Source organism: Vibrio pomeroyi (genome assembly GCA_041879425.1).
Lineage (GTDB): Bacteria > Pseudomonadota > Gammaproteobacteria > Enterobacterales > Vibrionaceae > Vibrio > Vibrio pomeroyi_A.
The window spans coordinates 696914-723165 of the sequence record CP090855.1 but is presented as its reverse complement, the minus strand read 5'-3'; the positions used below and the strand labels follow the sequence as shown (position 1 = coordinate 723165).

Below are 26252 nucleotides of genomic sequence, written 5' to 3'. Positions count from 1 at the left end.
AAAGAGAAGCCCCGCTTACTGGCAATCAGTAAGCGGGGCTTTTTGTTTTAAGTTATTGCTCGGTAGCTAAACCAAATGGCGACTCAACCAAACGGCGACTGAGCCAAACCGTGGCTAGACCGTAAACTTATTCAATAGCTCGTCTTGTTGGCGAACATTGTCAGTTTGCTGCTGCATTGCGGTATTCGCTTCTTGAGCTGCTGTTGATACTTGTGTTGAAAGGTCTTTGATCTTAACGGTGTTGTTGTTGATCTCTTCCGCTACTAAGCTCTGCTCTTCTGCTGCTGAAGCAATCTGGATGTTCATATCAGAGATACGCTGAATCGCGTCACGGATGCGGTCAAGTGAAGAGTTAGCTTGCTGAGCACGTTCAACGGCGTCAGTTGCGGTGTCTTTACTTTGGTTCATCGCATTCGATACTGAGCTTGCGCCTGCTTGAAGCTGCTCGATCATGTTACGAATTTCAGTGGTCGATTCTTGAGTACGTTGCGCCAGAGTACGAACTTCATCAGCTACGACTGCGAAACCACGACCAGATTCACCCGCACGTGCCGCTTCAATCGCTGCGTTCAGTGCTAGTAGGTTGGTTTGGTCTGCAATATCGTTGATTACCTTCAGAATCGTTTCGATGTTTGCGGTCGCTGATTCTAGTACTTGTACTTCTGCAACGGCTTGGTCGATACGCTCAGATAAGTTATCAATCGCTTGAGTGGTTTCACTTACGACAGAGGTACCGTCTAGCGTTGCTTCGTCAGCTTCACGAGCCGCTGCTGCTGCGCCTTGAGCGTTGTTTGCTACTTCTGTTGCGGTAACCGCCATCTCGTTCATTGCGGTCGCGAGCTGCTCAAGCTCTTGCAATTGCGTGTTCATTGCATTCGCAGATTCGCCAGCACCTTTCACTGTGAATTCAGTACCACGCTTAATCTCAACGCCAATCGCTTTCGATTGAATGATTTGGTTTTGCAGGTTTTCCGTAAAGGTGTTGAAGCCTTTCGCTAGGTCAGAGAACTCTTGGTCTGTGTTGGTATCAAGACGCTTAGTTAAGTCACCTTGTCCGCTCGCTACATCTTGAATCGCTTGGTTAAGCGCATCCAGTGGACGCATCAACACGCGGATCAGAACCGTTAGTGCAACGACACTAAGAATTACCGCAATCAATGAGTAGATCATTGAGCTGTTTTTCAAGTCTTCAACGGTTTGATAAGCGATCTCTTCATCTAGGATTGCGCCGATGTACCAATCTTCACTAGGGATGTGTGTGAAGTTAACAAGGAACATTTTGCCGTCGACTTCGATCTCTTGAGAGCCTTCACGAATAGTCGCTTGAGGCATGTAGCTTGAAAGCGTTTCACCGTTGTTTTTAGCATTCGGGTGAGCAATCGTTGTGCCGTCGGCTGTCACTAGGAATAGGTAGCCCGCATCAAACAGGTTTACTTGGTTCACCAAGGTTGCAAGGTTGGTCAGTTCTAGGTCGTAGAACATACCTGCAGTAAAGCGGCCGTTGTCTTTAACTGGCGTACCCACTGAGATAATGACCTTCTTACTTGATGCATCCACATAAGGCGCGGTAACAACTAAACTGTTTTTGGATTTAGCATCAATGTACCAAGGACGAATTCGTGGGTCGTAATCTGGACCGGCCTCCCAGCCGTCATCATTTTCAATGACGAAACCGTTTGCCTCATAACCAAAACCAACCGCAAGGAAGCTGTTTTTAAGCTTTGGCTTTTCTAAAATTTCTTTTACGTAAGTACGATCTTGAGGATTGATCTCGATGACTTCAGTCGTCGATTGCGCCAAAGCTTTCTTGGCATTCATCTCGGATACGACGGTATTTTTTACGCCCGAGACCATCTCATTAAGACTCGCATTGACGTGGTTCTCTACAGCACTTCTAACGGTGTAAAGTTGTTGTATTGAAAGCAATGATACTGTCACTAGCAGCAAGGCTGATGATGCAGCAACCACCTTATGGCTAAATTTCATTGAGTTTTCCCCTTCTCACAGGCTTTGCGAAGACTAAAGTTAATCGTGTTTTTCTAATTATATATATCGACAAGATTGAAATTTACTTGAATGTAATTTCACAAAATAGACTACAAAAATACAACAACCCAAACAATACAAAATTCACTAAATCACATATTTGTTACTTTTATTATTGGGTTCAATGAGTTGGGGAATGAAGCTAGACGGGGTTTAAGGGAGAATTAAGAATGTATTAATTTGCAGATTATGCGTTCAGTTTTCTATTAACGAGAGGCGATGTGAATAAACAATATGAAATTAAATGATATGCAGAACTTATATATTGATTAAAATTCAAATAACGCTGTGTATATATTTTGTGCAAATAAAAAGCCCCACAAAAGTGAGGCTTATAATTCTGTCTGCTTATTTACTTATATAAGTAGCATCTAATTTAGAATATTAGGTGAGCTACACCAGCGATAACTGGAAGCGTAATTAGAGTACGCAGAATAAAGATAATAAACAGTTCCAAGATGTTCACTGGGATCTTACTACCTAGAAGCAGAGCGCCTACTTCAGACATGTAAATCAGTTGAGTTACTGACATTGCTGCAATAACAAAGCGAGTCATCTCGTTGTCGATAGAAGCTGCAAGGATTGCTGGGATAAACATATCCGCAAAACCAACAACGATCGTTTCAGACGCTGCAACGGCTTCAGGTACACCAAGTAGCTCTAGGAATGGGATGAAAGGTTGACCTAGGAATGAGAAAACAGAAGTGTATTCCGCAATCACCAACGCCATGGTACCAAGACCCATAACCACTGGCAGTACACCAAAGACCATATCCACAGCGTTACGTACGCCTTCACCAAACACAGACTTAGCCGACTTCACTTGTGACGCTTTGTTTACTGCTAGCTCAAGGCCCCAAGAGAATGTTGAGTGACCTGCAGGAATCGCGTCAGCGTCTTTGTGCGGCTTGCTACCGTCAATGAAGGTGTCTTTCTTCATGCTTAGTGGTGGAAGGCGAGGGATGATTACCGCTGCCACAATACCCGCTAGACAGATTGCTGCGTAGAAAGGTAGGAACAAGTGCTCTAACTCTACTTGTGCAATTACCACAAGGCTGAATGTAATCGATACTGCCGAGAAAGTCGTACCAACAACTGCAGCTTCACGCTGAGTATAGAATTTCTTCTCGTACTGTTTGCTGGTAAGAAGGATACCAACACTACCATCACCTAACCAAGAAGCCATACAGTCGATAGCACTACGACCTGGTAGGTTGAAGATTGGGCGCATGATTTTACTTAACAGGGTGCCGAACAATTCTAATAAACCGAAGTTAAGTAGAAGAGGCAGTAGCAAACCCGCAAAGATAAATACTGAGAACAGTGTAGGAAGTAGGCCTTCTAACACTAAACCACCGGTGTTTTCTTCCCAAATAAACTCTGGACCTACTTGGAAGAACGCCATGAATGCCGCAGCACCACCAATCAAACGAACCAACAACCACAGTGGAGATGGGTTGAAAAGGCCGTTTAAAAATGAATTCGATGTAATGAATGTAGGCTTGAAAATGGTGCTTAAAACGGAAGCTACAGACATGAAAGCGACGATCGCAGTGATGATAGAGACTAGGTACTCACCGAAAACCGCTTGAATTGACTTGGCTAAGATCGCTACAGGGATGGTGAGATCGCCTTGGTAGCTGATTGGCGCCATGAACAGGAATAAACCAATCAATGATGGGATTAAGAAAACCCAGAAACTGCCTTTAGATTTCTCTGTTTGAGCAGTATTCGTGTTGTTAGACATGTTATTGTTCTCGAATTTCTACACGTAAAAAAGCCACATCCTTGGCATTTTTATTCACTAAACGTCCGTATTTTCTCATTGGGTGCAAGATTACCCAGTATTAATATCGCTTGCAATACTATTCATCAAATATCGCTAAGTATTCACACTGGTTATTCTGCAACTCCTTAAGAGTTTAGAATAAAGTGTTGCGGATGTTACGTAGTTTGAGGATATATTGCCAGGTATTTATAAATTTACTGGCGTTTCAGTTCGATAGGTCAAGTATAGCCAATAGCTAAACGCAATTATGAAGGCGAAAGAGGCAGGGAACGCCAGAGCTATTATTTCGAAGCGTTGGAACAAGCAAGCGCCCGTTAAGCCTCCAAATAAAAAACCGACAACGATGAACATCAGCAGTTTGGCTTTGCGGCGGTCAAAGGGCATGCCTTTAAGGCGAGCGCCAATCATGATCCCAAGATCCGTGATGATCCCGCTCATGTGTGTGGTACGAATGATCGCACCGCTATAAGTTGTGATCATTGCGTTTTGCAGTCCACATGCGGCTGAAGCGAAATATTGGCCGGACATATAGCCTTGTAATAGTGCCCAAAGCGCCAAGAACAACAACCCACCTTCAATACATAGCGCGACACCGTAGCGGCGTCCTAGCTTCAGTGCTTGGTTTTCAATAAAGAATCCACTGAAGGCTGCGCCTAACATAAAGCTCATGATCACCAATAAAAGGTGCACGGATGCTGAAGTTGGGGTGAGTAGGCTGCTGCCGAGTAAAGACATGGTGCCAGAGATGTGTGAGATGGCTTGATGCTGGAAACCAAGTAACCCAATAGCATTTACGCTGCCAGCAAGGCCTGCTAACAGTAGGGCGCCGTATTCAACCCAGCGAGGTAGCTTAGAAATCATGTGGTTCACCCTGGGTTAGAAAGAGGAGCAGATTATAACGCTAGCGACAAGATACGCTAGCGTTGCGGGGCTTTCATATTTGATCTTGGGCAACAGTATTGCAGTTTGTTTCTTTACAGGTGCTATCGCAATACTAGAGGGTTGTAGCCACTAATTATAGTGACTCATTTGATGGTCAAATTTGACCCAACCATGTTTGCGCTCTTCATAAACTGAAAAACTTGGCAATGGAAAATCTTGTTCTTTAAACAGCCCGAGAGGGACGATATAAAAATCGGCAGCGGCAACCGATTGTAAAAGCATAGTGGTGCCACACTGAGGACAAAACTGATAGGTGACTTCGTTGCCTGTATCGCTGATACGTGAGAAAGAGGTGACCTCTCCGCTGAGTGTGACTTGTTCAATTGGGAACCGAGCTTGAACGCCGAACACGCTTCCTGTGCGTTTTTGGCATTCATAGCAATGACACACAGAGGTACGTTGAGGCTCACCGCGGCATACGAGATTGACGGCTCCACAGCGACATTCGCAACTTCTGATATTTCTGTCTTTAATATGATTGATATCCATCCATGCTCCACTTCTGGTTAACCCTGTATTGATAATTATACTAAAGCCCTTTATGGTCTGCACAACTGATGAAAACAAAAGAATATAGTTGCTCATGAAAAAGAAAATCTTGCCTATACCTCTGATTTTAATGATTCCAATCGTCATGCTGGTCGTGGTGATACTGGCGGGTGTTTATCGTTTTAGTTTAAGTGATGAAGAAATCTTAGCTAAGTTTCCTTCTTCTCAAGTCAGTTATGACCCAGTGGTAGAAACCGTTTTTGATTTGAAGACAACCAACCCATGGACAATCAAAGTACCTGAAACTAACGCATATGCTTTTATTAATGAAATCGATGCACCAAAAGCAATTGCGTTTGGTCGCTATGATTCTGGAGTAGAGCGTGGTGTGGTGACTGTTGATACGAAAAGTCTTTCTGCTGTGACCTTGGGCAACGCGAGCTTTTTCGTTGCGCCAATGTGGATATCGAATCAAGGCAGCGGCGTATTCTATTACCTTGGTCTGTTCAAACATGATCAGCAGCGAAGCCGTGTGGTGTTAGTTGATCAATTATTCTTAGGCGATCGCGTGCAAATTCAGACTTTGGATGTCGCTCATCAGCCAGATTCGCAATCACAGAAAAAACTCACTGGGGAAGGTTTTATCGGCTTTACTCAGCATTCTGCGGAACAATCATTTGCAGAACCCCCTTCTGAAAAGGTGTTGATGAGCTTTTCTTTTGATACGCAATCAATTGGTAAGCAATAGCGTTTTCGTTAGTGCAAGGATTTGTTGTTTATGTGAGCCAAATTACATATTATCTTAATAAGATGAATGAAATTTAGACACTTTACTGTGCTTGTGTCTGCTTACTTTTACAAATGGAGCTTGCGAATGATTAATAAACGTTTTTTTAAGACGAAAGATGAAGTAGAAGTGACCTTCGAGCTAGAAGCTCAAGAAGCGAACTCTGTATCCATTGTTGCTGATTTCCTTGACTGGAAAGCCACGCCAATGAAAAAACTGGCGAAAGGAAAAGTCTACAAATTCAAAACTCGCTTACCTAAAGATGGCGAGTTTCAATTTCGCTACCTAGTTGATGATCAGCAATGGGTAAACGATTCGAATGCCGACCGTTACATTCCAAATGAGTTTGGCGAAGACAATTGCCTAGTGTCGACGGTTAACGCTTAATCGCGACCGTTTGTTTTAGGTAAAAATTCGCGTTTTTCGAACTCAGCCGTTTTGCTTCAATCGTGATAATGGAACGGGTCGTTTAAGCGCTTCATTTTCTAAAAATAGCGACTAATTCGCTTCGTTTATTAATTATCCGAAACGGAATAACGTAAATCAATAGAAAGCAGGAACTAGCCGTTTCTGCTTTTTTATTTTCAAATTTAGCGGTTAATTTTATTTGGAGAGAAATGAACGTTCACTTACGGCAACTCAATGACTTAGCTCTACGTAGGCAGATTCACGTCATATTATGACAATGCATTGATGATTTATGCGTTTGAAAAGCATATCCTATGCCTTTATATCGTAGAAAGACCTGTTTACCGTGTATTCAAAAATATTTCCCTCTCCGTTTGCTGAGCTTTCACCTGTAAAAAAAGTAGCTATTTTGGGACTGCCACTCATTGCTGCGATTGGTGTTGCTTTGCAATCGTCACAATCGGATCTGACGAAAACGATCGATCTTGATTTACCCGACTCAACCGTGATTGAGTCTATTCTGTCACCTTCTTCTGTTACTGTTATCGAGCCGCCAACGTTTGAATACCAAATTCAAACGGGTGATAACTTAAGTAGCATCTTCACTCAGCTTGGATTTTCTTATAAATCGATGATGAGCGTGATGGAAACCGATTTAAACTTCCTTGCGTTAGACACGCTTCGTCCGGGTAACACATTGCGTTTTTGGCGTGATGAGGCGACGGGCGATCTTTCCAAAATGGAACTTCAATTTAGTGTTGCGGATAAAGTGGTTTATCGACTGCTTGAAGACGGCACATACGAGTTTGAAGATATCTCTATTCCGGGCGAATGGAAGCAGCGACCTCTCGTGGGTGATATTCATGGCAGCTTCTCAATGTCGGCAAATAAAGCGGGCCTGAACAGCCTTGAGATTGACCATATTGTGACTCTTCTTAAAGACAAGCTGAACTTCAGTCGTGACTTACGTGCTGGCGATCAGTTTGAGGTGCTTCAGAAAGCGCAATTCGTTGATGGTGTTGCTACAGGCAAACGCGAAATTGAAGCAATTAAGATCATTAATAAGAACCGTGTAGTGTCTGCGTATCTTCATACCGATGGTCAATACTACGATGCGGATGGTGATAGCCTTCAACGTGCTTTCCAACGTTATCCTGTAAGCAGCAGCTGGCGTCAGAGTTCTCAATTTAACCCTAAACGCCTACACCCAGTGACTGGTCGAATCTCACCGCACAATGGTACGGATTTCGCGACACCAATTGGCACGCCTGTTCAAGCAACGGGTGATGGCAAAGTGATCATGACGCGTAAACACCCTTATGCGGGTAACTATGTGGTGATCCAACACGGTAGCACTTATAAAACGCGTTACTTGCACTTAAGCAAGATCCTTGTTCGTAAAGGACAAACGGTATCTCGTGGTCAACGTATTGGCCTATCGGGTAAAACAGGTCGAGTGACAGGTGCTCACTTGCACTATGAACTGATCGAACGTGGTCGCCCTGTTGATGCGATGAAAGCGAATATCCCAATGGCCGATTCTGTGCCTAAAAAGGAAAAAGCAACGTTCACAGCAGCGAGAGATGAAGCCGACAAGCTATTGAAGGCAGCGTTGGAAACGCGCAATCTAGCAATGGTTAATAATGCTAGTAAGTAGCTAGCCATTAAACTGTTTCAAAGCCGCAAGAGCATCACGAAGCACAGTCAGTGTTTAATGATGGTCTTGCGGCTTTTTAGTTCTCAGTAGAAGGTTCGGTAAGGGGTTAAACTAAAGGCTCTGAGTGCGCGACATAGCTAACGATAGCTTCAGGTCGCATTGGAGGTGAGTAGAGGTAACCTTGGATCTTGTCACATCCCATCGCGTGCAGTTTTTCTAATTGCTCACGTTTTTCAACCCCTTCCGCAACCAAAGATACATCGAGCCTATGGGCTAATTGAACAATCAGCCACACTACGCTCTCTGAGGTCGAGCTAGTCAATAAGTTCCGAATAAAGGTCGCATCAATTTTAATGCAATCGATCGGGTAGCTGTGGATGTAATTCAAACTGGAGTAGCCTGTACCAAAGTCGTCGAGTGCAATCGTGAAACCTTGTCCTCTCAAAAAGTTAAGCGCGGATTTTGTCTCTTGTGTTGGCGATAACAGAACGGTTTCGGTTAACTCGATAACAAACTCATTCGCCTTGAAATGGTGCTGTTCAATGGTTCGAGTCAGGTAGGAGATATAACGTTTCGAATCGGTAAGCTCATGCGCGGAGCAGTTGATTCCAAGCTTAACCTTATAGCCTAAGCCTTGCTCTAGTGTTGTTTTAGCGCGGCACACCAATTCAATAATGCGTTCGCCTAATTCGACAATCAGCCCTGATTCTTCAGCCACTTGAATAAACTCTACGGGTGAGATGTCACCATGTCTGGCTGTTTTCCAGCGAGTCAGTACCTCGAAGTACTCCCATTGCGTTTCACCTTGACCCACAATTGGCTGTACCACCACGTACATGCCATTGCTGTCGGGGATATAGCTTTGTGAAATTGGGTTTTCCAGTTCACTTCGTAGCGCAGCGACTAGTTCGGTTTTTCTTTGGTAACGAACTCTTAAGTGAGTGTCATAACATTGAATATGGGTATCTTGGCTGTGTTTACACTCTTTAAGCGCCAAGCTTGTGTTGAAGATGATCTGCTCGACATCTTTGTTGTCTCCATCCGAACTGGCAATTCCGATGCTGATGTCGAAATCTATCTTGATATCAACGCTACTGTAGCCTTGTTTAATTTTGGCCAGTATTTGTTCGCACACGGTTATCGGGTCGGAATGGTAGGTGATGAAGGCGAACTCATTACCTGCAGTTCGAAAAGTCAGGTTGCTTTCAGGTAAGGTTCGGCGCAATGTTTCTGCGACAAACTGCAGCACCTTGTCACCAATATAATTACCGTGCATATCATTAATGGCTTTGAAGCTATTGATGTCGAGCAAGGCCAATGTAAATGGGGTAACGCTCTGTTGAGTGATTGATTCTAAGGTATCGGATAAGCAGCTGCGATTTAACAAACCAGTTAAGCTGTCGTGTGATACCTCGTAACTCAGCTGATTTACCAGTTGTTCAGAGCGATCATTGAACCACATCTCTCTTAGCGTGTGGATGATGATGTCAGCAAATAGCTGATGATGCTTGATCACATCATGTTGTTGGTCTGGGCTAAGAGGAGAGGTGAACGTTGAGAACAGCACTCCCATGACCTCACCACTTTGGGTACGAGTAGGAATTGCTATCGAGTTTTGTGAGGTGATTTCCTGCCTAAACGCCGACGTAGGAAGCGACTGAATGACATATTGCGCAAACGAACAATCTGGGTGACGTTGATTCACTGCCTGTTGGTAAATGTGACCATGACGAGCGTTGATTTTGTCATGCAGTACATGGTCGGAGTGGGCAATCACCAAGGGAACCGTTTGGTCCGGGAAGTACTTCTTCTCAATGATACTGGTGTATTGAGTACCAAATGTTTGGTGCAACGTGAGCACAGCCGACTCTAAAAGGTCGATACCTTCCAACTTAAGTAAACGCCCAATGCGCTCTGTATCTATCATGCTGTTGTGGGTATGTTGAGTCATAGTCACCATCCATAGCTAACCAGAATCATTGTGTAAGCTGTTTATGTAAGGTCTTGTCTATCTGTGCATACAAACTGTGCATACAAAACAATATGCGTCTAGTTTATTATTGGTCGTGTTGTATAACTTTTCAAATTTAAATGTGATTTATTTCACAGAATCTGAGTGCTTCGCTCTCGGTCCAGTCTCTCTTTGAGGTGATCCAAAAACAGCTTGGTTCGAGTATGTGAGTAATCAAGCTTAGGGTAGTACGCGTAAACCATCACTTCATCTGCCGTTATATTTGGCAATACTGGAACTAATGTCCCTTGTTTTAGATCTTCTTTGATCATCGCTTTGATGGTTAACAACACGCCCATACCACGCTTTGCCGCATGAAATAACGCTTCTGGATTGGTGGTGGCAAAGTTACCGTTTAACGTGATTCGCTGCCCTTTGGTAAGTGCCACTTCACGGGTCGGGCGTTCTCCCCAAATCAACGAGTTGTGTTGCTCTAAATCTTGTTCACAAGTGGGGTAACCGTGTTTGGCGAGATAGCTTGGTGCTGCATAGAAGCTAGCTCTATGCTCGAACAGTGGTGTTTTCTTAAAGCTTAACGAGTTGAGTTGTTCTAGTTCACGACTGATTACCAAGTCCAAGCCAAGCTCGGGTAGTTGACCGGGCGTAGTGGTGATGAGTTGAACCTTAATATCAGGGTACTTTTCTAAGAAGTCGTCCATGTATTGCACAAGAAACTTAGAGCCAACCGCAATGGTCGCGCCTATCTTTAGCAAGCCCGCAGGGGTTTGGTTGACCGAACGAGTCTCATCAATGATCGACTGCCAATTATCGAGCTGATCTTTTGCTCTTTGATAGAAGAGTGCGCCTGCTTCGGTTTGGCTAATTGAGCGAGTGGTGCGCTTTAAAAGTTGAGTGCCGATGCGTTCTTCTAGCCAATTTACTCTTTTGCTGATCGCTGAGCTGGTGGTATTGAGCTTGCGTGCAGCGCCATTGAAACTGCCTTCTTCAACCACTCTAACGTAGCTTTTTACGTTGAGAATCCAATCCATATTATTTCCTGTTGGGACTTAATTAAATTCCAATTTGGTTAATTATCAATTACTGGTTTTGAATATAAACTTATATCATGAACAAATATCAAACCAATAGGGAATTTTTTGAGCCAATCGACCTTTAAAAAAACGCCATTACTGTTAGCAATGATGATCATTGCGACGGGACAAGTGGGTGTCAGCATCTACTTGCCAGCACTGCCGCTGATTGCTTCTGACTTAAGTGTTACCCAAGTGGATGTGCAGCTGCTCGTCACACTGTTTCTTGTGGGTTTCGGCTTATCGCAGCTGTTTTATGGGCCGATGTCTGATGCGGTGGGAAGACGACCTATTTTCTTGTTAGGTCAGGGTGTTTATTTGATTGGTACTGTCGTTTGTTTTACCTTTTCTGACAACATGACAGCGCTGGAAGTAGGGCGATTACTGCAAGGATTAGGGGCGGGCAGTGCCTCGGTATTGGGGCGAAGCGTACTCCGTGACAGTTATGATGGTCCTCAGCTAACTAAAGCCTTATCTTATATTTCTCTGACGGCTTCGATCATGCCGATCATTGCACCTGTATTTGGTGGCTGGATTTCATTCCACCTTGGATGGCAGGCCGTGTTCCTTTTCGTTCTATTGTATTTATTGGCGATATTCACACTGGGTTACTTCGTGTTGCATGAGACTCTGCCATATGGGAAGAGCCGTTTTGAAGTCAGCCAAGTGGTAAAAAACTACGGACGCTTGTTAACGAATCGCCAAGTGATAAGCAGCGCCAGCTATAACTGGATGAGTTACATGGCGAGTTTGGTGTCGTTATCTTTATTCCCATTCTTAATGCAAGAGCAATTAGGGCTGACAGCGGCTGAATATGGATCTTTGATGATTGTACCTTCGGCTGGGTTGTTGATTGGCAGTGTGGCGTTGAACATACTCAATCGTCGATTCAGTACACCCCAGTTAATGAGCCTCGCGATTTTGATTGTATTGGCGTCTGGGACTTGGTTGTTAACACATGAACTCTCCATCTTTAACCTAGTGTGGGCATTTACTTGGCTGGCGATCGCACAGGGTATCTCTTTCCCTCTTTCTATCAGCATGTTGTTGGAACCCCATAAGAAGCAAGCGGGCGCGGTGTCTGCTCTATCCGGTTCGATTCAAATGTGTTTGGCGGGTTTGCTAGGTGGATACTTGGTTGAAAGTTGGGTAACGACTCATCTACAACTCGGCGTGTTCTATCTTATCATCGGCGCGGGTATGGGCGGTGTACTTTGGTCTTCAGCGAGAATGAACAAGAAAGCGGACAACGCGGAAGTAGAATTCAGTTAAACAACTGGCTCGCTATAGTTCAACGTACCTTCGTTAAGACGTTGTATTTGTCTTACTGGTTTTCTACAATACTGGCGTCCATTTAATAGGTAAAACAAAATGCAGCAAAATGAATTTGAAGTACTGGTAAAAGCTATCTGCGCACTAGATGGCCTACCTCAAGCACTTGAGCTATTGAAATCCAATGAGGATACTGAAGTTGCTGAGGCTGCCGCTTCACTGACTGGTCAATTTGCGCTAGCGGAAGTGGAAGGCGAAAAGCGCATTTACCACGTGACGCTTCAAGAGAATGAACAAGGCGAAGAGCAAGAGTACATCGAACATGTAATGAATGAAGGCGATGACTTAATCAAATTTGCAGCTTGGTTCTTCGAAACTATGTTTGAATTAAAGCAAAAAGATACTTACCAAATTGCGGGTAAAACTTACCGTCAGCCAAAGCGTAGCTAAGGCTTTAGTTCTCGTTAACGACTTCAGTATCAAAGCATGAAGTTTTAAGCGAAGCATTTAAAAAGCAGCTCACATGGGCTGCTTTTTTTATGGGTGTTTCAATCTAGATCCTAAGCGGCATTACACGTATTGCATCAAAGCCAAAACGAGTCACAGCTTAAGTTATTGATATATAAATATACTTTTGATTGTGATTACAACGGGAATACTCGCGGTGTAATAAAATGCACTAACTTGCATTAAAGTGTGATTTAGATCTTGTTTTTGGGTGTTTTAAGTGTAGAATCCGCGCATAAGAAAGTTGATTATGTGCGGAGATAAGCATGAACTACGAACTAGGCCACGCATACCTTGGTCAAATGGCAGCAAAAAACATGATGCACGAAGCATTGTACGGCAAGTCAAAGCCAAAAAAAGTATCATTCTTTAAGCGAATGATGAAGAAAATGGCTAAGTAAGCATTTTCCAAAACGGAATTTTAAAAGGCCTTAAACTCATTGAAGTTTAAGGCCTTTTTCGTTTTAGCGATTGATGACTTTCATCGCTTTGTTTTGTTGTGGATGGACACAAGAAAACACTGATTAGTTAATGATCGGTAGCCTAGTTCTACCTAAGTGAGATCAGCTTGCCGATTGATTGGATAAGTCGACCACATTGTTTGGAATGGAATCTAGACCATTTTCTTTCATCCATGCTTCCAAGTTGTCTGCTCCGCCGATGTATTTGCCATCAAGCCAGATCTGAGGAACCGTCACTGGTGTTTTTTCACCAATGTGTGCTTTCACTTCTGGAATCATTCGATACAGAGCGGCACTGTCTTTAACGACATCGTGATAGGTATATTCGACACCCGCTTCATCAAGCATTTTCTTAGCTTTCACGCAGAATGGGCAGGTCGCTTTACCATAAACAATATTGCCCTTTAGGCTGTCTCGTTTGGTCCACTCTTTGATTACAGATTGAACCAATACACCACGATTGAGTGCTTCACCTTGGCTAACAACTTTGCCTTCAACAACAAGGATAGGCGCATGCCAAGAACCAAGTTTTAGCGGTTCCCACCAGTGAGATAACCAATCTTTCACTTCTAGTTCGACATCAACATCAGCCAATTCATTCTCAAAAGTATCCTTAAGAATGTCTTTGGTAAGGGTACATTCTCCACATGGGATGTTTACTTTAAATGGACCCCAGCTGCCTGCCCAACGGTATAGTGTAATCTTGACTGGTTTCTTCATGGTTACTACCTCGCTTAAAATTCTCTTATCAATATAGAACGGACAGTAGAACTATTTATTTCATCGACCTTAAACTTTCTTAACTTTCGTCGGTTTTTTCGTTTCCCAGTGGGTAATGAACGCAACAGACGCAATGATAATTGCAGCCCCTAACCATAAACGACCTGGTGGAACCCAGCTGAAGACTAGCCAACCAGCCAAGACATTAAGTGGTAATTTCGCGTGATCGAACGGTTGAACGAAAGAGGCATCAGCCACCGAGTATGCTTTTACAATAGCCCACTGAGCCAATGCTGTCATAACACCGATAACGATTAAGATAGCCCAAATAGTGCCGCCACTTGGCATTTGCCAATCAGGAACGGCCAGCAAGATGTTAAATGGTGTAATCAATAGAAGAAGGTAAACCACCATGGTTGAAGGGCTGTCTTGAGAAGAGAGCTTTTTCACCATCAGTGAATAGCATGCCCAGAAGAAAGCTGCGCCAACGGGTAGTAATGTTGCCCAACTAAAGTCTTCGGCCCATGGTTCGAGAATGACCATAGCACCAGCGAAGCCTGCCAAGGTTGCACCCCAACGAGCTGCGCCCACTTTCTCTTTTAGGAAAAGACCAGAACCTATGGTTGCAAACAGTGGCGAGGTCATAAGAAGGGCTATGCCTTGCCAAATCGGCACAGGGTAGGCCAGCGCCCAAATCCAAAGTTGGATACCAATAACGGATAGGAAGACACGGAATACGTGTAGCTTGAGATTATCAGTTTTTAGTGCGCGTCGAATCCCCAACGTTTTCAGATAAGGAAGAATGGCGAACAATGCAATTGAATACTGAATGACGGCAACGGTAGTAGAAGTCAGTCCGAAATGAATGCTAGCGATTTGAGTTAGGCTGTTGATCAAAGCAAAGGCTAAACCAGCGGTTAGCATCCAGCTAGCGCCTTGGATCGGATGGTGTTGTGACATGATGCTTCTAATTATTTGATGTGGTTCACCTATGATACGGATTTAACACCACTTAACCAGAAAAAGCATTGATGAAGTTAGTCAGAATATTCGAATATGAAAAAAGGTTGAGCCATTGCCCAACCTTTTTAATCTTTTTCTAAAGTAAATTTAGATTAGAAGTCGTAACGTACACCTAGGCGAAGTGTGTCTTCGCCTTCAGTTGTTAGACCTGTAATTAGGCTTTTCTCTTCGTCCAAACCATTGATGTAATATGCAAGGTATGTACGGAAGTTGCTGTTGAGCTTGTAGTAACCTGCTAGCTCAATGCCATCAACAGAGTCTGCTGTAGAACCGTTTGCCGCTTCATCTTCTTGATACGTGTACACTACAGCGGCAGAAAGCTGCTTAGTGAATTTATACTGTGCTGCGAATTCCATTGCAGTGAATGACTCAACATCTGCGCCAACTGCTTTATCGTTTGAATCACCTGTAGAGTATGTTGCTGCTAGGTAAAGGTTATCTAAAGAGTACGCTAGACCAGCTAAGATTTGGTTTGCGCTACCTGCACCAGCACCTAGATCTTCGCCAGAGTATGCAAGACCAAGGTCAAGACCGAATGGTAATGAATACACACCAGAAATACCGTAGCCATCTGTGTCTTTTGCACTATTTGCTTGGTAAGTTGCTTCTAATTGAAGTGCGTCAAAGCCACCGCGGTATGCAAATACGCTGTCTTCTTTGTCAGAAGCCGCGTCGATTACTTGCTGAACACCAGAGAACTCAGTGATATCCGTAAAGTCAGAAACGATGACTGAAGCCATGTCTTGGCGACCGACAGAAAGTGCTTGGCCATCAAAATCAACACCAGCGTACATGTAACGGTTATCAAATTCACTGTCGCCAGTGCTTTGCTCTGCTTCGTAGAAACCGAATGCTGTTGCAGTATCTGTAAGTTGTGTCTCACCAGCAAGGTTTAAACGGAAACGAGTTTTGTCTTCCATCGTACCTGCAACTTCAGCACCACCTGAACCAATGAAGTCACCACGGAATTCAGCACGACCGCCAATCTTAAGCTCAGTACCGTCAGAGCTGTAAACTGTTGCTGCTAGAGGTGAACCTGAAACTAGTGCTGCTACCACTGCAGAAGCTAGAACTGCCTTTTTCATAATCACTTACCTTGTATTTTAAAATCCGTGAGCAATGCGCTCTCCGTTTCGATATGAAGCTAATTTAGAGCAGATAAATTAAGCTTTCATTTCTATAAAATTACATTTTCGTGAATAGGGAACTTTTTTAAGTGTTGATTTTATTGCACTTTTATTTCATCTGGCTGAGTGGTTTGTGAATAATTATCCAAATTGGTAGTTTTAGTACAGCCATTTGTGCAAGTTTCACTTTGAAAGAGGTGAGGGTGCTATGAGTGAACTCTAGGTGTAGAACTGTACTTGTTAGATCGATTAACTGCTTGTACTGGTTAAGATATCCTCTATGATGCAAAAACTGACAAGAGAATAGATTTTGCTCAACAAGATGGAGTAGTTGGATGAAAACAGAGTACTTAGGCGATGTTTTACAAGGTAGACAGGTTATTGGCTCCTTGAATGTTGAAGACTTACAGGTTGGAGAGCATCAGTTTTGGTTTCAAGTGACCAGTGATGGACTCGGCCAACCTAAAAACATGCCGGTTTCTGTTTTCAAAGGCAGCCAAGATAGCCCTAAGTTGATGATCACAGCCGGTATTCACGGCGATGAACTGAACGGTGTATTGGCTGCTCAGCAAATTATCAGAGACTTGGTGGGTAAAAGACTGAAAGGTACGGTGACAATTGTACCTACGGTGAACTTATCCGGTTTGCTAAATCACAGTCGTGACTTCATCTCTTCCGATCCGGGTTCATGCCCTGCAAATCTCAATCGACTCTTTCCCGGTGATGCCCACGGACTAGCAGCAGAGCGCTTTGTTGCGTCACTTTGGGAGCGCTTACTCAAGCACAATGCCACCTTTGCCGTTGACCTTCATACCCAAACTCGCGGTGCAGTATACCCACTTTATGTGTTTGCAGATTATCGGATAGAGCAATGTTTAGACATGGCTAGGCTGATGCAACCTGACTGTGTGCTTAATGATCCTGGCGACCCTGGGATTCTTGAAACGGTTTGGAATCGCAGTGGTATACCGAGCATCACTGTTGAAGTAGGGATGGGGAAGTTCACTCAACCTGACATGATTCAAAGAGCGGTAGACGGCGTTTTGAATATGCTCTCCTATTACGAGATGCTTGAGGTCGAAGGACAAGATCCGTTAGAGGCAAAGCAGCTGCCGAGTATGGATTGGATTGAAGGCAACAACGTTGTGTCCATTCGTGCTGATATTGGTGGTTTTGTTCTGCCTCAGGTCGAGCTTTTGCAAAGCGTTGAGCAAGATGATCTGTTGGCCATCCAATATGATGCGTTCGGCAATGAATGTCGTCGTTATCATGCGCCATCTTCTGGTCGTGTACTCAGTTATAACGTGGATGCATTAAGAGAGCCGGGTGCGTTGGTGTGCCGCTTATTGAGCTAGTAAGAAGTTAGACTGTTGCTAGGTTTGCTATTTGCGACACCCAAAAAAAGACCGAGCTAGGCTCGGTCAAAGGACAGTTGTCTCGAGTTAACACGTCTTGGACTCGTCGACAGGACTGCTTTTAGAGTAAGCAGGATAAATTAAGAACCCATTGCGAGATGATGACACTTCGACTGCTTTTTTGTTTCAAAACGATTATTTCGAAGCCAAAAAAAGCCTACTGCGGGTTAACGCAGTAGGGTTTACCAATTTCATATTCTATTTTAGTTAACTAAATTCGATTAGAAAGCGTCATCCACTATGTCTTTTAGTCGGTCGTAAGGTACATACCCCGGTAATACCTGACCATTCATCATTAACGTTGGTGTACCTGTTAAGCCGAGTGCGCTAAAGGTTTGGTGGTTAGTCATTAACGTGTTGCTTTGTTCTGTCGTTGTCTCTAACTGCGCTTCAGTGCCTGTTTTTTTCGCTACCGCTTGCAGTGACGATTTTGTGTGACTGCCGCTTTTCGCCATCAGTAAACGATCGACTTCAGGGAAGTCCTCTGGGTTGTCTTTCCATACCTTCATCGCGTATAGCGCAGCATTGGTATTAAGGCCGCTCACTTGTTGCTGCTTAAACGACAGGTAGACATTGATGATCTTGATGTCACTGTTTTCTGAGGCTAATTGAACTAAACCTTTTTCCAAACGTTTACAGAAAGGACAATTGTAGTCGGTAAAGTTAACGATTACCGATTTACCGTCAGGGTTGCCCGTTATTGGGTGAGCATCATTGTTGTATAACCAATCATGGCTTTCTGCTTGAGCTTTCTTCGCTTGCGCTTGGCCTGCTACATACTGCTCTAAGCTGGTATGCAAACCCGAAATAGTCGAAGGGTTTTCCTTCAGAAACTGATTAATTTCTTCAAGTTGTTGGGTTTGTTCTTTGCTTAGTTCAGCGAAGGCATTGGTGCTCATTAGTGAGCCTAAAATCAGTGCGCTAATCAGATATTTTTTCATGTTATGTATTCTCTAATTCTTGATAATCGTGAGCGCTCATTAGGTCACGCTCACGGTATTATTGTTTGTTAAATTGGCTTAAGTCGGTTCATTTGCTTGGCTTTTTCTTGGTAAGCGAGTTATGCAAAATAGGTTCTTAACCACAGGCCGATAGGGGAAGTCACGCCAGTTGCGATACTGCTGATCTTCCCGTCTTTGATGATGACGATGCTTGGAGTGACATTGACGCCCCAACTTCTGCTGATTGCCCCAGAAAGATCATTGATCACAGGGAAGTCATACTCTTTTGCATCCAAGTAGCGTTGCACTCGCTCATCGGGTCCTGATGAAAGGGCGACCGTAACGACTTGGTGAGAGTCATTGAAGCTATTGACGGTTAGGCTCACGAATTTGCAAGCACCACACCAAGTTGCCCAAAAATAGACAATGACGGGCTTACCGTTTTTACTGAGTTCGATAACATCAATATCCTCACCTTGGAGTGATTGACCTACGATTGGAATCGCATCTCCTTGAGGCATGCTTCTGCTGTGATAAAAATCCATAGCAAACGAAACCACGCCAACGATCAGTATCATTGAGACCAGTTCCTTTCCCCACTTCTTAAGACGACTTGGTTTTTTAGCCTCACCCTTTATAGGCTGGTCTTTGGTCGTGTTAGGCTTCTCTTCATTGTTGGGAGTCTTCATCACTTATCTCGCAGCATCGATGGCTTGAACGACAGTGTCACTGTCCAGAATCACGGGCAGTGGAATGCCACTTTTATAGCTTGGGCCATACACGATATTAAATGGCACACCAAAGCGCCCATTACTTTGTAAGTATTGGGTGACGCTTTCACTTGGTGTTGTCCAATCGCCTTTCATTAACACAATGTCTTCTTGTTGCAGGTGACTGTAAACGGGATCTTGAAGAATCACGCCGATCTTGTTCGCCTTACAGGTGATACACCATTCAGCTGTCACATCGACAAATACTGTTTTGCCTTCATCGACCAATTGTGGAATTTGTTTCGCATCCAGCTTTTGCCAAGCAAGGTCATCAACGATAGGTGTCGCCCAGTTATCTGCAGTAACACTGCCGACAATAAGAGCTGCACCAAACATCAAGGTAGTGGTTGCCATGATAGGTATGAGTACTTTACGCCCCAATTTCATGCCAATCCAAACCAGTACCGAAATCACGATAAACAGTGACAACAAGATGGTTGGGAACTTGCCAATGAATGGGCTAAGTAGGCTTGTTAACCACAGACTGGTGATGAACATCATTAAACCGAATACCAACTTAACCTTGAACATCCACGCGCCCGGCTTTGGTAGCAGTTTGGTTAGGCTCGGGAATAAGGCGAAGATCAACCAAGGTGCGCTCATACCAACACCAAGTGCGATGAAGATCGCCCACAGCTCTTGGTAGCTTGCGCCTAGCGCGTAAGCGACGGCGGTACCTAGGAACGGAGCACTACAAGGCGTTGCTAACAGCGTGGCAAACATACCTTGAACAAAGTGGCCTGAATGCGAGTCATCGCCTTTGGTTGCCATCCATGTGTTTAAACCCGATGGCATTCTGAACTCAAATAAACCAAGTAGGTTGATTGAGAACAGTAGGGTGATGATCAGCATGAACCCGATAAACCAAACGTTTTGGAATTGGATTCCCCAACCAATCGCGTTACCACCCATTTTGAGCACTGTCATGCCTAAGGCTAATAGTGCAAACGAGGTGATGACACCCATAGCAGATGCAAGGAATGAGATTCGAATGTGTCGGTTTGATGCACCTTGGTTTTGAATGATGCTGTTTAGCTTCATTCCTAATACAGGTAAAACACACGGCATGATATTGAGGATCAAGCCACCAATTAAGGCAAAGCCGAACATCGCAATAAAGCTAGTATTGCTTGATTGATAGGCAATAGGCTCTGAGCCAACCTGAGCTGTCATCTCTTCAGCAAAGTTAGTATCTGAAACCGTGACGCTAACGGTGCGATCCGTTAAGTCGACGTCACCAATCCAGTTGCTCACATCGAAAACGGCAGTCATTGTGTTGTCTGTGATATGAACGGTTGGCTGAGAGAAGAAGTCGTCAATCACTTCTTGGCCATCAATCAACACCATAGGCTTATCCCAGCCTTCTTTACTCGTTAGCTGAGTCACCAGTTGCTGCTTGCTCTTGTCCCAAAACAAACCATTTACTGAAGTTCGGTTTGCTTCACGTGGTGACTGGCTCATGCCTTGATTGAACAAGAACATGGCTTCTTCATCGAGCTCTAATGTTTGTGGGTCGATCGGCAGTTCGATGTCGTAATCGGTTAACACACAAATATTCGTACACGACGGAAAGGTGAACGAAGCCTTAAAGATGGCAGGCTTAGTGTTGTCTTTCAGTGTGAGTGTGACCGGAAAGCTGACGTGCTTTTTGTAGCCCAACGTCATTACGTCTAGCTGCTCGTAGTACTTCGGAATTGGCCAATGCCACTCTACCGACTCAATGTTTGTTGAACCAGACCAGTCCCAGCTTGGAGGTATGCCACCTTCGCCTGGGCTGCGCCAATAGGTTTTCCAGTCGCCGTCGAGCACGAGATCGAGCACGGTTTGAATCTGAGAACCGTCATCCGACTGTTCACCTGTCGACATCATTCGCATTTTGACTGGCGGGTGTTCAGGCACGCTGAGCCAGCCTGTAGTCTGTGCTAAAGCATTAAATGATGTCATGACCAAAATGGCAGTGACTATAGTTTTCGCGCATGTACGCATACAGAATGCCAATGAATCGACAAACTTAGTTAGTAGTGTGTTGTACACAAATGTATCTCCAAAAAATAAATAAAAGGGTGGAATAGCCCGGTTATTTACTCTCTAAATATACAGTGCTTTAGGTGTAGGCGGTGTTTTGTTGGTCGAGTAGAGCGATGGTTGTCTCTAGATAATCTCGATATATGAGGTGAAAGGCTGAATGCGACAGCAATAAATAGAATGAAAGGGATCAGCCAACCTGTTTTCGGTGTGGCGAAGGTGAGCATTTTCGAGCTCAGGTCACAGGCGCTAGAATTCGGTGCCGTCAGTGACTTAGACGCATCTGAACCAAAAACGCTGGCATAAAGCTCAGACATTTTTTCAAATGAAGCGATAGTCGCTTGTGGATCGCTGGTTTCAGAACCCATGTGTGCTGATTGGCTAACCGAAGCCTTAGAAAACGTCACTTTATTTGCAGATAGCGTGCTTGCCAGACAGGTTACGATAACCAGTCCGGTAAGAAGAAGTGCCCAAAGCGATTGCTTTTGTTGGCGGTTCTGTTGAGATAAAAAAAGTAGCGGTGTATTCAGCAAATCAGTCAGTAATCGAATCAGTTAGTATTTAACACGGGTTATAAGCAAGCTAGCTTAGATAACTTTGCTGCGTGCCACAAGTCATAAAATTATCAAAGTTACAGGGACACATAAACGCCAAACTCAGAGGCTAAGGCATCGCATTTTTACTTAAGTTCATAATAATCTGTTCTTTTTTGCTATTCGCTGTTTTATTGACCAAAGTCGTGACTTCCATTGAGCGGTATATCATTAGCAAAGGTGTTCGATTGAATAAAAAAGAGCGATAAAACTGATACAAAAAAGCCCAACCGTTCGTTAGGAACTCGATTGGGCTTCTTCCGCTAGCGTTGAAGTTCAGAACTCCAAGCCTTCTAATGGCTAACCTTAGTGATTACGACGTGGGCCGTTACGCACTAGGTCTTTACCATTTTCAAACACTTCTTGAGTGATCCAACGAGCAAGTAGAACTTTGTGGCTGCTGTTGAATACAGCAACGAAGTGACGACCATCTGAATTATTGGTTGCCATGCCTACGCCTTCAACCCCTTCAAGGCCCAAACCGCCAGCTTCCACTGAAATTAGGAATTTTTCTAGCTCTTCTAGAGACTCAATAACATCAAGTTCGTTGTTCATTTTTCTGCTCTCTTGCTGTGAGCCAACATCGGATTCAAGGCATTTTAATGCATGTGCCTAGGTGAAGATATTGGCCGTTGTTCTTTGTTGGTTGCGTACTCTACAGGTCATAAGGGGGGATTGGAACTCTCAAATATTAGATGCGGACTGATATTTTGCGAATTTTTAACACAACATACCTTTAAATGCTTGTTATCCATATTCTTTTTACTACTATTTATAGGGTCAATTTAGACAATAATAGGAATTAATATGATGAAGGTTTGGCGTTGTCTATTGTTAATGTTGGCGTTTGTCGCATTTGGAAGTTATGCACAAAGCGTCGAGAAAATAGCACAAGTACAAGATCAGTTGATGCTCGATTTGGCAACACTAGAAACGGCGCACGATGCTGAGAAACCCTTTCTTGAAGATATTTTGAGACGCAAGAACCAAGGGTTGCGTGAGGAGATTTTCACACAACTCTCCTCTGATAAGAAAGAAGGGCTAGATGTTGTTCTTGCTCAGCAGGTTGAACTACTTCAAAAATTGTTATCGTTGAATGAAACTAAAATCGTTTCAATGAGCAAAGAAAATCGCTCAGCTGAAGGTGATGTTAAGAAACGCCTTGAATTACGTATTCAGAAACGAATCGGAATGATGGACACCTATTACCAACAACTTGCTAAAACATTAGCGTGGTCAAAAGAGCGTGGTGTTGATGTAGCTGTACCGGAAAAAGCTCTAAAAGTTGACTTGGTGTCTCGCTCTAAATACCTGACTAATGCCATTCTTTACACAGACACACAGCGACAAGATCTCGAAGCGCGTCTGTCTTTCGTGAATGAAGAAGAGAAAGCGGTCATTAAAAAGGAACTGGAACGCTTCAGTGAGCGTACCAGCGTTATGGTGGCGAGCTTAGAAGAAACCATTACCTTGATGGAGCCGTTTGGTGTTGATGTAACTTCTTATAAGCGAGTGCTGTTAGCAACGACGGGCGACATTAACGCCGATGTATTGGATGTCGATGTCGCACTAGAGCTACTAGACGGTTGGCTACGTTCGTTCAGTTCATGGGCTTTTGAGAATACTCCTTCTTTTATCGTTAAACTCGCTCTGTTTCTCGGTATTTTGTATGTCACTCGCCTAATTGCTAACGTCGCTCGTAAGACGGTTCGCAAGAGTGTTTCGCACTCTAAGATGGACTTTAGTGTATTGATGCAAGACTTCTTTGTATCAATCGCATCCAAAGCGGTCGTGTTTGTCGGTTTGCTTATCGCCTTGTCTCAAATAGGGATCGAGCTAGCACCGCTATTAACCGGTTTTGGTGTCGCGGGTGTCATCATTGGTTTTGCATTGCAAGATACGCTGTCTAACTTCGCGTCTGGTTTGATGATCTTGATTTACCGTCCTTACGATGTTGGTGACATGGTTAAAGTCGCGGGTGTTCAAGGCACAGTAAAAGACATGAGCTTAGTATCGACAACGGTTCAAACTATCGACAACCAACGCTTGGTGATCCCGAACAACAAGATCTGGGGTGACGTTATCAATAACATCACAGCAGAGCGCGTGAGACGTGTGGATATGGTGTTTGGTATTGGTTATTCAGATGACATCGATAAAGCAAAGGCAGTATTGAACGACATCATTATTGCGCACCCGCTAGTGCTTAAAAAGCCTGAGCATATGATTAAGTTACATACCTTAAATACGTCTTCTGTAGACTTCGTGGTAAGACCGTGGGTTAAGACAGACGATTACTGGGATGTATATTGGGATGTGACGGAAACCGTGAAGAAACGCTTCGATGAAGAAGGCATCACGATTCCATTCCCGCAACGAGATGTGCATATTTACAATCACGAAGAGAGTTAATTCTTCTTAGAGTTAACTTCATAAGCTGACAATCAAATGGACGCCTAATAGGTGTCCATTTTTGTTGGAGGTCAGTTTATCTGAATCTCGTTCTTTTATGTCACTTCACGCTAGTCAGAATTACGTTATCATGGGGCAGGCTCAGTCTGGATAGTTGAAATCGAATGGATGATTCACAGCAAAACCCGAATACTAGAAATACAACGGTAAGAAAAGCGACGCGAATCGAAAGTGTCATGAACTCTGCGATGTGGCATTTAACCCAGAGGGACATGACGGAAAGCGAGTTGATTGCGAAGTTGAAAGTGAAAACGGACGATCAAGATTGGATAAATGAAACCTTGAGCAACTTGAAAGGTTACGGCTATCTTAAATCCGACCAAGATTTTGCTGAGCAATTTGCTGAACAAGCCTTCTTCGGTGAATTTGGATCTCGATATATCGTAGAGAAATTGAAAAAGAAGGGACTCTCCGATTCGATTATTGCTGATGCCATTCATAAGGTTTCTGCAGAAAAAAATATCGACGAACAGACTATATTGATAGAGCGAATCAACAACTACTACACAAGCTTTACTATGAGCCGTGAAAAGCTGGTCGCCGCACTGCAAAAACGTGGCTTTAGTTATCAGCAGGTGAAAATTGCCATCGATCAGCATCCACAAGCGCATGAACTGAAAAGTAATATCCAAATCAAGGCCGACAAAGCTGATTTGGAGAAGGAAGTGCTCAAGTACGCTCGAAAAGGGAAAGGCTTAACCGCTATCCAACAAGAACTTAGACAGCGACAAATCGATACCACTGAACTTTCATCGTTGATCGACCGATTGATCAATGAAGAGCAATTGGACTTTTATTCTTCTTGTTTAGAACAGCTTCAGAAAAAATCTTATGACCTTAATGATCACAAGGCACGCTCAAAGGCCTACGCCATGTTGAGCCGCAAAGGCTTTTCATCCGATGAGATTAAATTCGCGCTAAGTGAAGGCAACGAATAAGCCAGGTACTAGCTAAACAAGGTTAACGAGTAGTGTGTTGATTTTCAGTGATGCCTAAGCCGTTACGTAAAGCGAACTGCACTAACTCGTTGTGATTATTGAGCTCCATTAGCCCAAGCATTCTGTATTTATGGGATTCAATGGTACGTGGGCTTAAGTGCAACCTATCGGCACACTCTTTGGCCGTAAAACCCTGAGCAATCAGAGAAAGCACCGTGGTTTGCTTCTTCGTCAGTAACAGCAATTTATCGCTATCATCTTCCCACAAGTTTTCGCTTTGATTCAGCGTCCTCGCTAAGGTTGAATGCTGCCAATAACAAAGCCACATTTCACAGATAAGTTTGAGTCGTTTGATGTCTTCAAAATCCAAGGTGGTTTTGTTGTCATGAAAGTTGGTAAAAGAGAGGGCGCCCCAACGTTGATTAAACAGTTGCAGAGGGATAATACAGTGCCATTTCCCACCTTGTTTGTGTATTTGACTCAACACATCGTTTTGGCTGATCGCGAGTTGTGCCTCTGAAAACTCCAAGTAGGTTTCGGACGTTTTAAGAAGCTTTAGGTACTCAAGGTGGTTACAGCCAACAAAGTCTCTTTTGTTGATTGAAGGGATGTGCGATTTGGAAACGGAACAGGTTTTCCCATCTTCCAGTAGCACCATCGAATTCGGGTAAAGTGTGAGCCTATCAATATCGAACCAATCTAGAACATCAAAGCTTGCAGTGGACCAAGTCGCGTTAAAATCCCTTGGGTCACTATTGATCAAGGTTGCAGACTGACTCATCAACAATTGTTCAAAGCTCTGGTTAGAGGCGTTCACATTTTATCCTT

General features: G+C 43.8%; 23 protein-coding genes. 8 read left to right on the top strand and 15 right to left on the bottom strand.

Features of this window, described 5'->3' with window-relative positions:
• Window positions 1-114 precede the first annotated feature (114 nt).
• From L0992_19165 to L0992_19150, 4 genes are all read right to left on the bottom strand, one after another.
• Window positions 115-1986 (bottom strand): methyl-accepting chemotaxis protein, encoded by a 1872-nt coding sequence (locus L0992_19165; protein ID XGB70134.1) that lies wholly within the window; start codon window positions 1984-1986, stop codon window positions 115-117.
• Between the two features lie 436 nt (window positions 1987-2422).
• Window positions 2423-3793, bottom strand: coding sequence for a YjiH family protein (locus L0992_19160; protein XGB70133.1), 1371 nt, complete (start codon window positions 3791-3793; stop codon window positions 2423-2425).
• A gap of 228 nt (window positions 3794-4021) precedes the next feature.
• Entirely contained in the window at window positions 4022-4696 is a 675-nt protein-coding gene (locus L0992_19155; protein ID XGB70132.1) for a DUF1275 domain-containing protein, read from the bottom strand.
• Between the two features lie 150 nt (window positions 4697-4846).
• Window positions 4847-5329 carry a GFA family protein gene (locus tag L0992_19150; GenBank protein XGB70388.1) on the bottom strand — a complete coding sequence of 161 codons (483 nt, stop codon included), beginning with the start codon at window positions 5327-5329 and terminating at the stop codon, window positions 4847-4849.
• Window positions 5330-5360: 31 nt separating this feature from the next.
• Between L0992_19150 and L0992_19145 the strand changes: the two genes are divergently transcribed.
• The 3 genes from L0992_19145 to L0992_19135 all read left to right on the top strand — a co-directional run bounded on the left by L0992_19145 (window position 5361) and on the right by L0992_19135 (window position 8118).
• Window positions 5361-6014: a hypothetical protein gene (locus L0992_19145; GenBank protein ID XGB70131.1), complete on the top strand. Its 654-nt coding sequence runs from the start codon at window positions 5361-5363 to the stop codon at window positions 6012-6014.
• 126 nt (window positions 6015-6140) lie between these two features.
• Window positions 6141-6440, top strand: a complete 300-nt coding sequence (locus L0992_19140; protein ID XGB70130.1) for an isoamylase early set domain-containing protein — start codon at window positions 6141-6143, stop codon at window positions 6438-6440.
• Window positions 6441-6807: 367 nt separating this feature from the next.
• Window positions 6808-8118, top strand: a complete 1311-nt coding sequence (locus L0992_19135; GenBank protein ID XGB70129.1) for a peptidoglycan DD-metalloendopeptidase family protein — start codon at window positions 6808-6810, stop codon at window positions 8116-8118.
• 106 nt (window positions 8119-8224) lie between these two features.
• Here L0992_19135 and L0992_19130 read toward each other — a convergent pair whose 3' ends face one another.
• A complete protein-coding gene (locus L0992_19130) occupies window positions 8225-10069 on the bottom strand; it encodes an EAL domain-containing protein (GenBank protein ID XGB70128.1) in 1845 nt (614 codons plus the stop codon).
• Between the two features lie 152 nt (window positions 10070-10221).
• The gene (locus L0992_19125; GenBank protein ID XGB70127.1) at window positions 10222-11118 is read right to left on the bottom strand and encodes a LysR family transcriptional regulator; all 897 of its coding nucleotides are present in this window, start codon (window positions 11116-11118) and stop codon (window positions 10222-10224) included.
• A 108-nt stretch (window positions 11119-11226) separates the two neighbouring features.
• Here L0992_19125 and L0992_19120 point away from each other — a divergent pair, with 108 nt between their 5' ends.
• Together L0992_19120 and L0992_19115 are read left to right on the top strand one after the other, a co-directional pair.
• Window positions 11227-12432, top strand: coding sequence for a multidrug effflux MFS transporter (locus tag L0992_19120; protein ID XGB70126.1), 1206 nt, complete (start codon window positions 11227-11229; stop codon window positions 12430-12432).
• 99 nt (window positions 12433-12531) lie between these two features.
• Window positions 12532-12882: a hypothetical protein gene (locus tag L0992_19115; protein ID XGB70125.1), complete on the top strand. Its 351-nt coding sequence runs from the start codon at window positions 12532-12534 to the stop codon at window positions 12880-12882.
• A 620-nt stretch (window positions 12883-13502) separates the two neighbouring features.
• Here L0992_19115 and L0992_19110 read toward each other — a convergent pair.
• The 3 genes from L0992_19110 to L0992_19100 all read right to left on the bottom strand — a co-directional run bounded on the left by L0992_19110 (window position 13503) and on the right by L0992_19100 (window position 16228).
• A complete protein-coding gene (locus L0992_19110; GenBank protein XGB70124.1) occupies window positions 13503-14120 on the bottom strand; it encodes a glutaredoxin in 618 nt (205 codons plus the stop codon).
• Between the two features lie 69 nt (window positions 14121-14189).
• Entirely contained in the window at window positions 14190-15080 is an 891-nt protein-coding gene (locus tag L0992_19105) for a DMT family transporter (protein ID XGB70123.1), read from the bottom strand.
• Between the two features lie 155 nt (window positions 15081-15235).
• Window positions 15236-16228, bottom strand: a complete 993-nt coding sequence (locus L0992_19100) for a porin (protein XGB70122.1) — start codon at window positions 16226-16228, stop codon at window positions 15236-15238.
• 377 nt (window positions 16229-16605) lie between these two features.
• On the opposite strand from L0992_19100, the gene L0992_19095 reads away from it, so the two are divergent.
• Window positions 16606-17625 carry a succinylglutamate desuccinylase/aspartoacylase family protein gene (locus tag L0992_19095; GenBank protein XGB70121.1) on the top strand — a complete coding sequence of 340 codons (1020 nt, stop codon included), beginning with the start codon at window positions 16606-16608 and terminating at the stop codon, window positions 17623-17625.
• 281 nt (window positions 17626-17906) lie between these two features.
• Here L0992_19095 and L0992_19090 read toward each other — a convergent pair whose 3' ends face one another.
• The 5 genes from L0992_19090 to L0992_19070 form a co-directional block, all read right to left on the bottom strand.
• Entirely contained in the window at window positions 17907-18626 is a 720-nt protein-coding gene (locus L0992_19090; protein ID XGB70120.1) for a DsbA family protein, read from the bottom strand.
• A gap of 119 nt (window positions 18627-18745) precedes the next feature.
• Window positions 18746-19315 carry a protein disulfide oxidoreductase gene (locus L0992_19085; GenBank protein XGB70119.1) on the bottom strand — a complete coding sequence of 190 codons (570 nt, stop codon included), beginning with the start codon at window positions 19313-19315 and terminating at the stop codon, window positions 18746-18748.
• 3 nt (window positions 19316-19318) lie between these two features.
• Window positions 19319-21382: a thioredoxin family protein gene (locus tag L0992_19080; protein ID XGB70387.1), complete on the bottom strand. Its 2064-nt coding sequence runs from the start codon at window positions 21380-21382 to the stop codon at window positions 19319-19321.
• A gap of 95 nt (window positions 21383-21477) precedes the next feature.
• The gene (locus tag L0992_19075; GenBank protein XGB70118.1) at window positions 21478-21954 is read right to left on the bottom strand and encodes a hypothetical protein; all 477 of its coding nucleotides are present in this window, start codon (window positions 21952-21954) and stop codon (window positions 21478-21480) included.
• A 366-nt stretch (window positions 21955-22320) separates the two neighbouring features.
• Complete coding sequence (locus L0992_19070) at window positions 22321-22569, bottom strand: hypothetical protein (GenBank protein ID XGB70117.1); 249 nt, start codon at window positions 22567-22569, stop codon at window positions 22321-22323.
• A gap of 252 nt (window positions 22570-22821) precedes the next feature.
• Here L0992_19070 and L0992_19065 point away from each other — a divergent pair, with 252 nt between their 5' ends.
• Window positions 22822-24426, top strand: coding sequence for a mechanosensitive ion channel (locus L0992_19065; GenBank protein XGB70116.1), 1605 nt, complete (start codon window positions 22822-22824; stop codon window positions 24424-24426).
• Between the two features lie 164 nt (window positions 24427-24590).
• Entirely contained in the window at window positions 24591-25424 is an 834-nt protein-coding gene (locus tag L0992_19060; GenBank protein ID XGB70115.1) for a RecX family transcriptional regulator, read from the top strand.
• A 22-nt stretch (window positions 25425-25446) separates the two neighbouring features.
• Here the strand turns inward: L0992_19060 and L0992_19055 are convergent, their stop codons facing one another.
• On the bottom strand, window positions 25447-26241 hold the full coding sequence (locus L0992_19055) for a LuxR C-terminal-related transcriptional regulator (protein ID XGB70114.1): 795 nt from the start codon (window positions 26239-26241) through the stop codon (window positions 25447-25449).
• Window positions 26242-26252 lie beyond the last annotated feature (11 nt).